This is a genomic window from Achromobacter sp. (genome assembly GCF_032113835.1).
In the GTDB taxonomy this organism is placed as follows: Bacteria; Pseudomonadota; Gammaproteobacteria; order Burkholderiales; family Burkholderiaceae_B; genus Achromobacter.
On sequence record NZ_DAMCTG010000113.1, the window covers coordinates 1 to 14,697 of the forward strand.

The 14,697-nt window shown below is 66.3% G+C and carries 14 protein-coding genes and 1 pseudogene; 4 read left to right on the forward strand and 11 right to left on the reverse strand.

Annotation, left to right across the window (positions count from 1 at the left end; genetic code table 11):
* Positions 1–332: pseudogene (locus tag RT697_RS24700) on the forward strand (nitric oxide reductase transcription regulator); the annotation flags it as partial.
* Positions 333–375: 43 nt separating this feature from the next.
* Here the strand turns inward: RT697_RS24700 and RT697_RS24705 are convergent.
* From RT697_RS24705 to RT697_RS24740, 8 genes are all read right to left on the reverse strand, one after another.
* Positions 376–2,733, reverse strand: coding sequence for a TonB-dependent siderophore receptor (locus tag RT697_RS24705; protein ID WP_313702314.1), 2,358 nt, complete (start codon positions 2,731–2,733; stop codon positions 376–378).
* Positions 2,734–2,910: 177 nt separating this feature from the next.
* Positions 2,911–3,873, reverse strand: coding sequence for a FecR domain-containing protein (locus tag RT697_RS24710; protein ID WP_313702315.1), 963 nt, complete (start codon positions 3,871–3,873; stop codon positions 2,911–2,913).
* On the reverse strand, positions 3,873–4,415 hold the full coding sequence (locus tag RT697_RS24715) for an RNA polymerase sigma factor (protein ID WP_313702316.1): 543 nt from the start codon (positions 4,413–4,415) through the stop codon (positions 3,873–3,875). Before RT697_RS24715 ends, RT697_RS24710 begins: the two co-directional genes overlap by 1 nt.
* Positions 4,416–4,600: 185 nt before the next feature.
* Positions 4,601–7,048: a TonB-dependent siderophore receptor gene (locus RT697_RS24720; protein WP_313702317.1), complete on the reverse strand. Its 2,448-nt coding sequence runs from the start codon at positions 7,046–7,048 to the stop codon at positions 4,601–4,603.
* Positions 7,049–7,136: 88 nt separating this feature from the next.
* Positions 7,137–8,156: a FecR domain-containing protein gene (locus RT697_RS24725; protein WP_313702318.1), complete on the reverse strand. Its 1,020-nt coding sequence runs from the start codon at positions 8,154–8,156 to the stop codon at positions 7,137–7,139.
* A 15-nt stretch (positions 8,157–8,171) separates the two neighbouring features.
* Positions 8,172–8,699: a sigma-70 family RNA polymerase sigma factor gene (locus RT697_RS24730; protein WP_313702319.1), complete on the reverse strand. Its 528-nt coding sequence runs from the start codon at positions 8,697–8,699 to the stop codon at positions 8,172–8,174.
* 188 nt (positions 8,700–8,887) lie between these two features.
* Complete coding sequence (locus tag RT697_RS24735) at positions 8,888–9,145, reverse strand: hypothetical protein (RefSeq protein ID WP_313702320.1); 258 nt, start codon at positions 9,143–9,145, stop codon at positions 8,888–8,890.
* Positions 9,146–9,186: 41 nt separating this feature from the next.
* Entirely contained in the window at positions 9,187–9,390 is a 204-nt protein-coding gene (locus RT697_RS24740; protein ID WP_313702321.1) for a cold-shock protein, read from the reverse strand.
* 361 nt (positions 9,391–9,751) lie between these two features.
* Between RT697_RS24740 and RT697_RS24745 the strand changes: the two genes are divergently transcribed.
* Positions 9,752–10,216: a hypothetical protein gene (locus RT697_RS24745; protein ID WP_313702322.1), complete on the forward strand. Its 465-nt coding sequence runs from the start codon at positions 9,752–9,754 to the stop codon at positions 10,214–10,216.
* A gap of 110 nt (positions 10,217–10,326) precedes the next feature.
* Entirely contained in the window at positions 10,327–11,610 is a 1,284-nt protein-coding gene (locus RT697_RS24750) for a hypothetical protein (protein ID WP_313702323.1), read from the forward strand.
* A gap of 81 nt (positions 11,611–11,691) precedes the next feature.
* Here RT697_RS24750 and RT697_RS24755 read toward each other — a convergent pair whose 3' ends face one another.
* Entirely contained in the window at positions 11,692–12,045 is a 354-nt protein-coding gene (locus tag RT697_RS24755; RefSeq protein WP_313702324.1) for a hypothetical protein, read from the reverse strand.
* Positions 12,046–12,166: 121 nt separating this feature from the next.
* On the opposite strand from RT697_RS24755, the gene RT697_RS24760 reads away from it, so the two are divergent.
* Complete coding sequence (locus RT697_RS24760; protein ID WP_313702325.1) at positions 12,167–12,571, forward strand: GCN5 family acetyltransferase; 405 nt, start codon at positions 12,167–12,169, stop codon at positions 12,569–12,571.
* Positions 12,572–12,596: 25 nt separating this feature from the next.
* Here RT697_RS24760 and RT697_RS24765 read toward each other — a convergent pair whose 3' ends face one another.
* Together RT697_RS24765 and RT697_RS24770 are read right to left on the reverse strand one after the other, a co-directional pair.
* Positions 12,597–13,337: an SDR family oxidoreductase gene (locus RT697_RS24765; protein ID WP_312430581.1), complete on the reverse strand. Its 741-nt coding sequence runs from the start codon at positions 13,335–13,337 to the stop codon at positions 12,597–12,599.
* A gap of 41 nt (positions 13,338–13,378) precedes the next feature.
* Positions 13,379–14,697: CitMHS family transporter (locus tag RT697_RS24770; protein ID WP_313702326.1), on the reverse strand; the 1,319-nt coding region annotated here is incomplete at its 5' end.

The following is a 14,697-nucleotide window of genomic DNA, read 5'->3' on the forward strand; positions in this document are numbered from 1 at the left end:
ACGTGCGCGAACTGGAACACGTCATCAGCCGCGCCGCCATCAAGGCCGTCAGCCACGGCGCCAGCCGCAACGAGATCGTCACGCTGGGCGCCAAGCTGCTGGACCTGTCCGACGGCGACATGCCGGCGTCGCTGGAAGACGATGCGGCCGATGCCCCTGATGCAAGCGCCCCTGTTCAATCGCTGCGCGACGCGGTCGACGCCTGCCAGCGTCAGGTCATCCGGCGGGCGCTGGACGCCAACCAGGGCAACTGGGCGGTGACCGCCCGGGCGCTGGACGTGGACCCCAGCAACCTGCACAAGCTGGCAAGGCGGCTGGGACTGAAAGCCTGAGCCGCCGCGCCAACGCGGCGCGGCGCCCCCTTCCGCCTTTGCCTCAGTATGTCGCGCGCACCGCCAGCATGACGCTGCGCGGCTCGCCGTAGTAGTTCGACCCGTAGGCCGCCCACACGCGCTGGTAGTAGACCTTGTCGAACAGGTTGTTCACCGTCAGCGTCGCATCCACATGCTTGTTGAAGCGGTAGCCCGCCTGCGCCGACACCGTGGTGTACGGGCGCTGCTCGAACTTCACTGGCCCGTTCAAACGGTACATGCTGCTGACGCTGCGCACGCCCGCCCCCAGCGACCAGCCTTCCATGGGACCGGACGCGAACGAATACTTGGTCCACAAATTGAAGGTGTGGCGCGGCGTGATGAAGACGTATTGCTGCGCCTTCTGGTCCTCCGTGCCCTGCAGCGTCTTGGTCGTCGTGTAGGCGTATCCGGCCGTGATGTCCCAACCCGGCGCCGGACTGCCGCTGATCTCCGCTTCAAAGCCCTGGTTGCGCATCTTGCCCGCGGCCATCGAGAACAGCGGATTATCCGGGTCCGTCATGGCGCGATTCTCGTCGTCCATGCGGAACAGCGCGACGTGGCCGTTCAGGCGCTTGTCCAGGAATTCGCCCTTCAAGCCGATCTCGAACTGCTTGCCCGTACGGGCATTCAGCGGCTGCCCGTTCACGTCGGTGACCGTCTGCGGCGAGAAGATGCTGGTGTAGCTGGTGTAGGCGGACAGCTGGTCGTTCAGGTCCACCACCAGCCCGAGGTAAGGCGTGAACTTGGCGTTGATGCTGGTGTCGGTGTTGGAGAACTGATTGAAGTAGGCGTTGCGGTTGGCCGTCTTGTTGTTCCACCAGGTCAGGCGGCCGCCGGCGATGACCGTCGCGGCATCGGCCACGCGCAGGTTGGTGCGGGCATAGAGGCCGTACTGATGGGTCTTGCTGTCGTTGCCGTTGGTGAACTCGTAGTCCGGCTTGGGAATGTCGTTGTCGGGATGGTAGAGGTTGATGTCCGCCGTATCCCCGCCCCCGTACTGGAAGTTCTTGTGGACGTTGCGGTAGTCCGCGCCCACGATCAGCTCATGCGTACGGCCGAAGGCATCGAACGGCGTGGACACGAAGGCATCCAGGCCATAGGTTTTCCAGTTGCTGCGGTACTTCCAGCTGACCAGACACGTGTCGCCGGTCACCGGGTCCACGGCGCAATCGGACCAGCCGAACTCGCGGCTTGGCTCGTCCTGCTCGCGATACAGGCCGCTGACCTTGATGCGTCCGCCGTTCGACAGGCGATGCTCCACGTCAGCGAAATACTCGGTGATTTCCTCGGTGATGTGGTTCCAGCTCGGATCCAGGTTGGTCGAGCGGCGCACGTCGAGCAGACGGCCGTCGGTATAGCCGGGCAGGCCGAAGAACGGGCGACCCTTGTACTGCTGATAGGTGGCGCCCGCCGTCAGCGTCGTGTCCGGCGTCACATCAAAACTCATCGTGCCGTAAAACAGCGGCTTGCGGGTATAGACGCCGTCCACGAACGAGCGGCGGTCGTCGTAGGACGCGACCAGCCGTCCGCGTAGCCGGCCATCGCTGTCCAGCGGTCCGGTGATGTCGGCTTCGGTGTAGTAGCGGTCCCACGATCCGGCCATGACCTGGCCGCTGAACGCGAAATCCCGCTGCGCGCGCTTGCGCACCAGGTTCACCGTGCCGCCCGGATCGCCCGCACCCTGGAACAGCCCGGCCGGTCCGCGCAATACTTCGATGCGGTCGTAGATGGCCAGGCCGAAGCCGGCCGACAGATCGTTCCCGGTGCTGGCGGGCGTGTTGACGCCGTCCACCTGGATCGTGTCCAGCGCGTAGCCGCGCGAATAGAAGTTCCCGTGATTGCCGCCCACGCTGCCGGCTTCGACCGTGACGCCCGTGACCGTGCGCATGGCGTCATCCAGGTTCACGAGGTTCTGGTCGTCCAGCAGTTGGCGCGTGACCACGGAAATGGACTGCGGAATCTCGCGCAGGCTTTGCACGTTCTTGCCGATGGTGACGGCCGGCGTGGTGTAGGAACCCGTGCCTTCGGTCGTGGCGAGGTCGCGACCCGTGACGGTCACGGGCGCCAGCGTCGTGGCGTCACTGCTGCTGCCGCCGGACGGCGCGCGCACGATGAAGCCGGAACCGCTGGGCACCGCGACCAGCCCGGAGCGCGCCAGCAGCCGGTCCAGCGCGGCTTGCGGCGTCAGCCGGCCAGAGACGGCCGGCGCCTGCAGGCCAGCCACGGCGCCGGGGCTGAACAGGATCTGCACCTGCGCCTGCCGTCCCAGACTGACCAGAGAATCCGCCATGCTGCCCGCCGCCAATTCAATGGCCTGCGCCTGGGCGGCCTGCGCATGGGCGGGACGGGACGTCAGGGCGCCCGCCGCAAGTACGGTCATCGACAATGCGCACAACAGCGCGTAACGGCCAACGCTGGGCCGGCAATGAAAATGGCGAGACGCCATGGTCTATCCCCACGAGAAGAAGTGAACTTTCACAGGGGAAGACGCACGAGCGGCCAAAACCCGAACGTGTTGGGAAAAATAATTATTCGCATGCCCGAACCGGCGGTGGGGCTAGCGGCTGGCGACCACCGCCGTGCCGTCGGGCCGGCGATTCAGCGTCACGGGCAGCAGGCTGGGCAGCACGTCCAGGAACGCCTCGGGTTGGCGCAAGTCCAGCGTGCCCGACAGCCGCAGACCGCCGGCGCGCGCATCCGCGACCAGCACGGGCGCCTCTCGGTGCAGCGCCATGTATGCGGCCAATTGCTGCACAGTCATGTCATGCACCACCACCACGCCGTCCTGCCAGGCGCCGATCTCGGTCAGCGGCACGCGCTGCTCGCGCACTTGGCGGCCGGGGCCGCGCGCAAGCCTGACCGTATCGCCCGCCTGCAACCGACGGACGACGGGCGTCTGCGCATCGCCCGAATCCAGCAGCACGACGCCACTGCGCACGCCCACCTGCAGCGTGTCCGGCAGCAGCAGCACGTTGAACTCGGTGCCGATATCGCGCAGCCGGGCGCCGCCTGCTTCCACGATCAGTGGACGCCGGTCGGCCGCCGCGTCGATGAAAACCTCTCCGCCTTCGATGCTGATGCGCCGCTCGGCCAGCGTGTATTTCACGGTGACGCGCGTGCCGCCGTTGGCATGGATCTGCGTGCCGTCAGGAAGGTCGACGCTACGGGTCTGCGTGGCGGCGTTGGCCAGCGTCGTGTAGCTGACCGGCAGATATTGGTAAGCGGCAGCGACGGTCAGCGCCACGGCCGCGGCTACGCATCCCCACTTCACGTAAGCGGTAAACCGGGGTGCGCGCCGCGCAGGCGCCTGCGTCGCAATCTGGGGTGCGGGGCGCGGAAGTGCGGCCAAGTCGTCCCAGACCTTGGCAAGGCTTTCGTATTCCTGGCGATGAAGCGGCGACTCGGCCAGCCAGGCCTGAAACTCGCGTTCCGCGTTTGCATCGAGCGCAGCCTCGCGCCGGCGCAGGAACCATGCGCTGGCGGCGGCTTCGGTGGCGGATAAAGGTTGGGATGGGTTCATCAGGATTCGCCCTGGACGCGACGCTTGCAATGCGCCAGAGCCAACTGCAGGTGCTTTTCCACCGCGCGGACCGAAATGCCCATGCGGCTGGCGATCTCCTCGCAGCGCAGCTCATCATACCGATAAAGCAAAAACGCTTCGCGCTGGCGCGCCGGCATGTCGTCGATGGCAGCCTGCAGCAGGCGCAGGCGCTGGTTGGCGTCGGCGCGCGCCTCGGGTTGCAGGCCCGCATGCGCGGCCAGGCTGTCCGCGGGCGGCTCGAACCCCTGATCGTCCAGGCTGGCCACGACGTGCTCGCCGCGCACGCCCTCGCGCCGCCAATGGTCGCGCAGCAGATTGCGGGCGATCTCATACAGGTACGCGCGTGGCTTTTCCAGCTGTTCGCCGCTCTTGCTTGCCGCAAGCCATTTGGCGAAGGTCTCCTGCGCCAGATCCTGCGCGGTATCCGGCGAACGCTTGAGCTGCCGGTTCAAGAAACCGACCAGCTCGGCGTTCCACGCCTTGTATGCCTCGGCAACCACGCCGAAGAACCGCTCCCCCATGATGCCCCTAAGGAAATTTCCGGCGCACGGCCACAGCAAGCCGGCGCGCATCCAGGGCGTGATATTAGATGTTAATGATTCCTATTGCAGCTGTTTTGTACGGCAGCTTCGTTCGGCGTGGCCCCCCAGCAACGTGCACGAACAAACTTGCACAGCTGCTGGGGCGCAAGCGCTGACGCACGCGCCTACATCGCGTAGCGCACGGTCAGCATGGCGTTGCGGGGCGCGCCGTAGATGTTGTAGAAGATGCCGTAACCCGGGGTGCGCAGGTATTCGCGGTTGAACAGGTTGTTCACCGACAGCGCGGCATCCCAGTTCTTGTTGATCTGGTAGCCCACGCGCGCGGACACCGTCATGTACCCGCCCTGCCGCATGGACGACGTATACACGTCGCTTTGCGCCTGCACGCCTGTGCCCACTCGCCAGCCCACCAGTGCGCCTCCGAAGTCGTCGCGGCCAAAGCGGTATTGCGTCCAAAGCTTGAACAGGTGCTTGGGCAGCACGTCGGCAGCGAAACGTTGGCCCACATTGGCCGGGTTCGAGTCCTGAAGGTACTTGGCGTTGGTGTACGTATAGCCCGCCGAAATATCCCAACCCGGCGCCGGACTGCCGCTGACCTCCGCCTCCCAGCCCTGGCTTTGCACCTTGCCGGCGGGTCGGTAGCACGTGCCGTTCACCGTGCCGTCGCAACCGATGTGCGCTTCGTCCGTCATGGCGCGGTTCTGGTCCCGGATGCGGAACACCGCCAGCGACGCATTCAGGCGGCCGTCGAAGAACTCGCCCTTGATGCCCGCCTCGGTCTGCCAGCCCACGCGGGGCTTGAGCGTCTGGCCGGTGTAGTCCTTCTGCGATTGCGGCACGAAGATGTCGGCGTAGCTGGCGTACACGGACACCTGTTTGCTCACGTCCCAGACCACGCCGCCGAAAGGCGTGAATTCATTGCTGACATTGGCCGCGCTGCGCGTGTAGTCCGACGCCACCGGCGACACGTCGCGGCTCTTTTCGGAATAGTCGGTCCAGCGCCCGCCCAGCACCAGGGTCAACGGGTCGGCGAGCTTGAAGCGGCCGGTCGCATACAGGCCCGACTGCGTCGTGATGGAGTTGCTCTTGTTGATGACGGGCTGGTCGTAGATGGCGCCGAAATCGTGGTCGTGCAGCGGATCCCAGTCGGCCAGCGTCGCAAAGCGGCTGCCCGTCGTGGAGTCGTACCGCGCGTAGTTGTAGCCCAGCGTCACAATGTGGTCACGGCCCAGCATGCGCACCGGACCGGATACGTGAATGTCGCCCTGGTCCCACTTGAAGTCGTTGGCGATGCGACCGACGCTCATGCCGCTGCGTCCCGTCTCCACATCCAGCGGCGCGGTGACGAACGCCGAGTAGCCGCGGTAGCGCGTGTCGCGGTGCAGGTACGCCGCCTTCAGCTCCCAGCCGCCGCCGAAGCGGTGCGTCAGGTCGGCGCCCAAGTCGTAGGTGTCCATGTTGGACATCTTGCTGGGCCCGACGTAGTCGTCGCGCGCCGGCAGGCTGTCGTCCGCGTACAGCGGCAGGCCATTGAAATTGCGGAAGCGGCGCTGGTTGTATGCGGCGGTGAGTCCAAGCGTGGTGTTGGGCGTGAAGTCGTACTCCAGCACACCGTAGAGCGTCGTGGGCTCCGATCGGCCGTAGTCGTAGAACTTGTCTTCCGCCTCGTAGGCGCCCACGAGCCGGCCGCGCAGCGTACCGGCGCCGTTAAGGGGGCCGCCGCCATCGGCTTCGATACGGCGGTGGTTCCAGGACCCGACCGATGCGGACGCCGAGAAATGCGCCATGTCCAACGGGCGCTTGCGCACGTAGTTGACGATGCCGCCCGGCTCGCCGGTGCCTGTCAACAGGCCCGACGGCCCGCGCAGAATCTCAACGCGGTCATAAATGGCCAGGTCCATGTGCGGGCTGTAGTCCTGCTGCGGCAGGCCGTCGTACTGGGTGCTGGTGCCGAAGCCGCGCGCGCTGAATTTCTCGGTGCCTTCGTAGTCCGAAGGGGTCATGCCGGTCACGTAGCTCAATGCCTCAGCCACCGTGGTCAGGCCCTGGTCGTCCATCTGCTGGCGCGTCATCACCGACACCGATTGCGGAATCTCGCGAAGCGACTGGGCGCCCTTGGTCAGGGTGACCGCCCTGGCCGCATACGAGCCCGACCCCTCGGTCGTTGCGCTGCGCACGCCGTTGCCATCCACACGGACGGCATCCAGCGTGGTCACGCCATCGCGGCCCGGCGGCGCGGGCACCAGCACGTAGCCCACCGCCGTCTTGCTGGCGCGATAGCCCGTGCCCTGCAGCAGCGCATCAAAGCCTTCGTTCACCCCATAACGCCCGCGCAGCCCCTGCGTGCTGATGCCGTCCAGGGCGCGCACGTCCAGCACGATCTCGGCGCCGGACTGCTGGGCATAGCGGCTGAGCGCGGGCGCCAGCGGACCGGCGGGAATGTCGTACGCCATGGCCGCCGCGGGTGCGGACTGCGCATGCACGGCAGGCGGTTCCAGCACCGCCAGTGCGGCGGCGATGGCCAGCGGCAGATGCCGGGCAAACGGAAGGCGGCGGATGCGGCCGGTGGGATACGCGTTGGCGCGCGGCGCGCCACGGCTAAGGAATGCCATGTCTTCGGGTCCTGTTCGGGTGTTCTCTTTCCTTGACGAGCGAGAATCCGGAACTGGAACCAGCATCACCAATTTTTTTGAAACGAGGTCAGTGCGCCGCCGGCAGGTCCACGCGCACGAGATAGGGCGTATAGGTGCGGATGCGCAGGCCGGGCAGGTTCGCGGCCAGCAACTGCAGGGCGCGATCGGTGTCGTCCAGCGGCAGCACCGCCGAAATACGCAGGTGGCCGATGGCGGCGGCGTCGTACTGGATATGGCCGCTGCGGTGGCGGTTCAGCGTGTCCAGCACCTCGGCCAGCGGCCGGTCCTCCACGAACAGCCGATGCTGCGCCCAGGCGTCCTCGACGCTGCGCGGATCGATCGGCGTGACCGGCCCCAGACCATCGGGGCGGATACGCACGGACTGCCCGGCCTCGATCAGCGCCGATTCAGCGCTGCGCGTCCGGCGCTGGTCTGCGGTCTGCACCGTGACCTTGGATTCCAGCACCTGCAGCACCGTCGAATCCTCCTCGCGGCTGACCACGAAGCGCGTTCCCACCGCCCGCATGGCGCCGTCGCGCGTCTCGATCACGAAGGGGCGGGCCGCGTCCTTGGCCACGTCGACCAGGATCTCGCCCTGCAGCAGCTCGATCATGCGGCGAGCGGGGTCGTAGCGCAGGTTGACGGCGCTGGCGCTGTTCAAGGTGATGCGCGTGCCATCCGCCAGCGTCTGCGTCTTCCATTGCCCGGTTCCCGCGCGCACGTCTGCCAGCAGATAGGACGGCGGGTAGGCTTGAAGCGCCAGCCACACAGGCACGGCCAGCGTGCACGCCAAGGCCAGTGCCGCCACATAGGTCTTGATCCGGCGGCGCTTGCCCTGCATGGCCAGCACCGCCGCGACCGCGGCGTTGCCCGCGCCGCCCGTGCCCGTGACGCGTACGTCGCTCACTTGTCCCAACAGCCGTTCCATGCCGGCTGCCGCGGCGGCATGGCGAGGATCGGCCCGCTTCCATGCCTCGAACTGCGTGCGCGCGCGCTCGCGCTCGATGTCGTCGTCGGCCGAAAGCGCGACGATCCATTGCGCCGCCTGGGCGGCCAATGCGTCATTGTCGGAGACGGTCGCTGACATCTGCGGCTTTCCGTGTCAGGCGAGCAGACGGCCGCAGTGCAGCAGGACCTGCACCAGATACTTCTGCACCATCTTCGTGGACACGCCCAGGTGGCCGGCGACCGCGGCATGCGTCTGCCCGTCCAGGTAGTGCAGCAGAAACGCCGCTCGCGCCTTGGCCGACACGCCTTCCAGCACGCGGCAGATCTGGTCCAGTGCCTGCATGGCAATCAGCAATTGTTCGGGGGAAGGATATTGCGGAAGGTCCTCGGCCATCAGCTCGAGTTCGGCCAGGTAGGCGCGTTCAAGCTGCTCACGGCGAGCGCGGTCGATCAGCAATCGTTTCGCGGTCGTGGTCAGGTAGGCGCGCGGCTCGTTGATCTGCAGGCGCTGACCCAACAGGACGTCACGCGAGGCGAGGAGGCGTTCGAACGTGTCTTGCGCCACGTCCGCGGCATTGTGCGCACAACCCATGCGTTTGCGCAGCCAGCCAAACAGCCAGGAATGATGGTCGCGGTACAGCGTGTGCAACTGCTGCTGTACGCCCGATTCTGCGGCCAACACTCCTCCCGGCGATCAAATCTAAATGAGAATTTTTCCGAAATTTAAACCAAAAGAATGGCGCGCGCAAACTGGCGGGCGTTCGCCCAAAAAGCAAATGGGCCGCCCCGCGTAACGCGGGCGGCCCTGTCAGAGCTATTGTGCCGTTCATGGGCAGCGATTCGCGCTGCCCGGCGGCTCGCATCTCGCCGTCACTCTGCCTGGGAATGCGCATCCACCATCAAGCGACCATGCGTGATCGCGGCGTCGACCGCCATGCCGGGCGTGGCGACGAATCCGCCGGCGTCGAACAGCGGCACGGCATGCGGCTCCCCAAACCGGTCCCGATCACCCGCCAATTCGACGGCCACGGTTGCGGTAAAGGCCGGCCGGCGTACGTTGCCGCTCGCAATCCGGGACACACTCGCCGTAAGCCGGTAGCCCTTGTAGACCATATTGTTATGAAACATGGGACCTCCAATATCTGACCGGAAGACCTTTCGGCCGCCAGTCACAATGCGCGGATCTGCGTCGCGTGCGGGCCCTTGGCGCCTTGCGCGGTCACGTAGCTGACACGTTGATTTTCAAGAAGCACCTTGTGGCCGTCGCTGACGATCTCCGAGAAGTGCGCGAACAGATCCTTGCCGCCATCCTCGGGCATGATGAAGCCAAAACCCTTGGCATCGTTAAACCACTTCACAATTCCGGTTTCCATTGACGCTCTCCTTTGAATGCGGGGTATACCCGCGAAATGAGGCCAGTCAAGGAAAGGATCGCGAACAATTAGGCGCCCCTGGGAGGGTGCAAGACCGGACGAAAATCACGATGCTCGAAAAGACTCAAGGTCACTATGGGCGGCGTGCGTGGGGAAGTCAACGCGCTTTGTGCTTAATGAGTAACCAATCCACTCAGCGCGCAAGCCGGCTGTCTAAAGCGCGTATGCTGGCCCCGTGGTGCTTGAACGCGCGTCGCCTCGCCGTATCGCCATATGAGGAACAACCCGTGGTCATTCAGCGCCAGCCCCTGCCGCCAGCCCCCCGCCCCGTCGATTTTCCCGCGATAGCGGCGGGCGCTACGTGAGCGTTTTCAGCAGATCCATCGCCCGATTCGCCAACGCGTGCATCAAGCGCCTTCCCTCGAAGCCACCGACGCCCGGCGGCCATGGCGACATCCGTCGCGATCCGGGTTGCGATCCGGGGTGCGATCCATATCCCATGCACGCCGCCATCTCGTCGCCCTGGCGCATTTACCGCATCTATGCCCGCCCCGGCCATTTGCTGTTGCGCAACGAGCAAGGCCACATCCTGAATCTGGGTGTGATGAAAGGCGCTGAACCCAATCTGCGTTACCGGCTGTTCGCGCGCGATCTGCAGGGCCGGGGATTCGCCACGCGCACGCAATTGCTGGACGACATTGCGCGGCGCATCGAAGCGGGCGAAGTCAGCCAGGAACTGCAGACGTTGCCCGCATGGGACAGGCCGCTTGGCGCGGATCTGGATCGCGGCACGCATACGGACGTGTCGACAAAGCTGGCACGCTAGCGCGTACCCGGCACAGGTCGCGCCTGGGTCCGGCCCCGGCCTGCGTCACCGGTCCGCGGCAAACCACGCCATCGGATATCCTCCCGGCTCGATCAATTCTGGACCGGCCGATGAAAACCGCCACCGAGATTCTTGACGCCTACGAGCGCCTGGGCTGGAAGAACAACGACCCCATGGCGCAGATGCTGCAATTGCGGCGGGATGCGCCCGCGGCGCTGGCCGATCTGGTGCGGCAGGCGCTGGACAGGCCGCCGAAGCACGCCACCTTCATCGACGCCGCGCTGGATCTGATGGACGACACAGCCTATGTGGCGACGGTTCGCGAGGTCTGGCGGCGCGGTGCGGATTCCGAACTGGCGCGGGGGATCCTGGATTCCGCGGCGGTCCAGCATCCCGAAGCCTTCGCCCCGGAATGGGAGCGGCTGCTGACCGCCGTGCAAGACGACGATGGCGGCCCGGAATACGCGGCCGATCTCGCATGGCGCGCCCTTGACGACGCCACGCTGCACGGCTGGCTGCGCCGGCTGGACGAAGACCTTTCCGAAGGCGGTCCAGGCCACGCGCGCGCCGTCGCATTGCTGCGGTCGCGCCGGCCTCAGGCGGTGTACGCGGCCTGGCGCCGCCTGTTTCCTGAAGCCGGCCCCGACGCCGCATCGTGGTTGCATCAGGCGGGCTATACGGAACACGAAGGCGCCCTGCGCGCCTTGCACGGGGAACAGCCGCTGCATATCGGATTCAGCGACGCGCAACGCAAGTCCATGCTGGCGCAACAGCCGGCGTGGCGGCGCGAGGTGCAGCGCGCGCATCCAACCTGGAACCCCGAATCGACGGACGGCGTGCAGGCGCGCATGGGCGGCACGTCGGCGGGCCGCTGCGGCCTGTGCCACGGCCCTCTGCACCGGCTGCTGGCCATTCAAGATCCCGCCGCGGCCGGCATCGATAGCCCCAGCGCCATTGAATTCGCCACCTGCCTGTCGTGCCAGGGCTGGGAAACCGACGGCGCCCTGCTCTTTCGTCACGCCGAGGACGGCGCGCCGCAGACGCATCCCAGCCAGGAGCGCGATGCTCCCTTGACGCCGGACTTCGTCGCGAATCCGCTGCAGGACGCCGACGTGACGCTGTTCAAGGCGCCGGCGCGCTGGCATTGGCAGGACTGGGGCGAGTCCAATGGCCGCCAGAACCTCAGCCGGGTCGGCGGCGCACCGAGCTGGGTGCAATCCGCCGACTATCCGGCGTGTCCCGACTGCGGCAAGGACATGCCGCTGGCCATGCAGTTGGACTCCGGCCTGCCGCAAGCGGAGGGCGGCGAATGGCTGTGGGGCAGCGGCGGCTGCAACTACACCTTCTGGTGCGCCGCCTGCCGCGTCAGCGGACACCTTTGGCAGTGCACCTGACGCGACGCCGGCCTGGTCGGTGTTTCGCTGAAGCGGCCGCGCCAGCGTGCGGCGAACGCCACGTTGACGCAGCCGCGCGGGTCAGCCCTTGGGCATCTCGCGCTTCAGGCAGGCGTTGACCACGTCGGACACGCCCTTGCCCAGCCTTTCCATGTCCGGCGTCGAGCTCTTGGTGGACAGAAGCTGGTCCAGTTGCTTGAACTCCTCGTACGGCACGGACTTCTGCAACCCATCGACCACGCAGTTGCAGTAGCTGGCGGCGGCCGTTTCAGCCTTGGGCGTGACCGGGACCTTGGACTTGAAGCCCGCCACGCAAGAACTGTAGGTCTCGCGCTGAACCTCGGGCGGATACACGTCCTTCTTGCCGCAGGCGGCAAGCACCGCCAGCGACATCAGCCCCACCCCGGCCGCGACATACAAAGACTTCCTTGCCATGGACTCTCGCTCCTCATGCGATGAAACCGGCACATTGTGGCACGGCAGGCGCCACGAAACTGCGATAAGGTGTCGGCCCTGCCTACCTGCCCCACGCAGAACAATCGGAGCCCGCAGCACCATGACACCCGGCATATCTTCCGCCCACCCCATCGCCATCGATCCGGATCAGATCGGCGAATACCCCGCCATGACCAAGTCGGGCGGCGGGTACTTTTACGACGACGTCCTGGAATATCGCGTGTGGGTGCACCCGCATGCGGGCGGCGAAGACCTGCATGAAGGCGACGATTACTACTACGCCTTTGTCACCTTCGAAGACGCCGCGGCGTTTTCGCAGGACACGCCGGGCGCGGAACAACCGCTGGTGCTGGTGCGGCAGCTGGAGTCCATCAACGAGCCGACCCCAGGCGTTTTTGAACACTACACCGCAGAGCGCATCACGGAGTGGCGCGTGGAATGGCTGGCGGACAGCAAGCGCACCGAGACCTCCATCGCCGATTTCCTGAAAAGCCGCGGCCACTGACCTGCGCGGGCCTGACGCCCCCGCATCAGCTCATGTACACGCCGCCGTTGATGGCGTAATTGGCGCCCGTGACAAACGCGGCCTCGTCCGAGGCCAGCCACACGCACAGGCCGGCCAGATCCTGCGCCGTGCCCAGCCTGCCCACCGGCACGCTTTCGACAATGCGGTCCAGCAGCGCCGGCGGGAAGGCGCGGACCGTGTCGTCGGCGATGAAGCCCGGCGACACCAGGTTCACCGTCACGCCGCGCGCCGCCACTTCCTGCGCGAGCGAGCGCGTGAAGCCGATGACCGCGCCCTTGGCGGTCGCGAAGTTGATCTGGCCGATCTGGCCTTTCTCGGCCGCCACCGATCCGATGTTGATGATGCGCCCCCAGCCGCGGTCCGCCATGCTGTCGACGACCTGCTTGGTGCTGTTGAAGAGCGTGTCCAGGTTGCTGCGCAGGACGGCCGACCAGTCGGCGTGGCTCATCTGCCGAAAGCGCATGTCCAGCATGGAGCCCGCGTTGTTGACCAGCACGTCGATCTCGCCGACCTCGCGCCGGACCTTGGCGAACGCGGCCTCGGTCGATGCCCAGTCGGTGGCGTCGCCTTCCGAGGCGATGAAGTCGTAACCCAGCGACTTCTGTTCCTTCAGCCAGTGGTCCTTGCGGGATGAGCGCGGACCGCAGCCGGCGATGACGCGATGGCCGGCGCGATGCAGCGCCTGGCAGATCGCGGTGCCGGTATGGCCCATGCCGCTGGTGACGTAGGCGATGCGCAAAGCCATGGTGCTTCCTTTCAATGTCGTGCGGCACGCGCCGCGGAGAATCAGGCGGCCGCGCCCACCAGGGGGAACAGGCCAAACGCCAGGGCGGCAACCAGCATCACCATGCAGACCATCGTGGCCCACTTCAGCGCATAGCGCTGGTGGTCGCCGAATTCCACGCCGGCCAGGCCGACGAGCAAGTAGGTGGACGGCACGAGCGGGCTGAGCAGGTGGACGGGCTGGCCGATCAGCGAGGCGCGCGCCATCTCGACGGGCGTGATCCCGTAGCCTTGCGCGGCTTCGCTCAGGATGGGGAGCACGCCGAAGTAGAAGGCGTCGTTCGACATGAAGAACGTGAACGGCAGGCTGACCAGCGCGGTGATGCCCGCCAGATACGGTCCCAGCGCGTCGGGAATGACGGCAAGCAGGCTGCGCGACATGGCTTCGACCATGCCCGTGCCCGACAGGATGCCGGTGAAGATGCCCGCCGCGAAGATCAGCGACACCACCGACAACACGTTGCCCGCATGCTGCGCCACGCGGCGGCGCTGCTCGGCCAGGTTCGGGTAGTTGATGATGAGCGCAATCGCGAAGGCGATCATGAACAGCACGGGCAGCGGCAGCACGCCCAGCACCAGGCTCACCATCAGCGCCAGCGTCAGGCCCGCGTTCACCCACAGCAGCTTGGGACGGCGCAGGTCATGGTCGACCTCGATCTCGGGCAGATTCTTCGGACCGTCCTCGTCGTAGCCGGCATGCAGCGACGCGCCTTCCGGCAGCGCCAGCACGCCCAGACGGCGGCGCTCGCGCAGGCCCAGGAAGAACGCCAGGATCAGGATCGCCACGATGGACACGCCCATCACCGGCACCAGCGGCACAAAGATATCGCCCGCGTCCACGTGCAGCGCGCTGGCGGCGCGCGCCGTCGGTCCGCCCCACGGCGTCAGGTTCATGACGCCGCTGGCCAGCATCGCCAGGCAGGTCATGGACAGCGCGTTCATCTTCAGGCGCCGGTACAGCGGCAGCATCGACGCCACGACGATCATGTAGGTGGTGGAACCGTCGCCGTCCAGCGAGATCACCAGCGCCAGCACGGTCGTGCCCACCACGATCTTCAGCGGATCGCCCTTCACCGCGCGCAGGATGCGGCCGACGATGGGATCGAACAGGCCCGCGTCGATCATCACACCGAAGTACAGGATGGCGAACATCAGCATCACGCCGGTCGGCGCGATCTTGCGGATGCCGTCCAGCATCATCTTGTCGATGCCCGCGCCAAAGCCGCCAAGCAGCGCAAAGATAATGGGGACAAGGATGAGGGCGACAAGCGGCGACAGGCGCTTGGTCATGATCAGCGTCATGAACGTGATCACCATGCCGA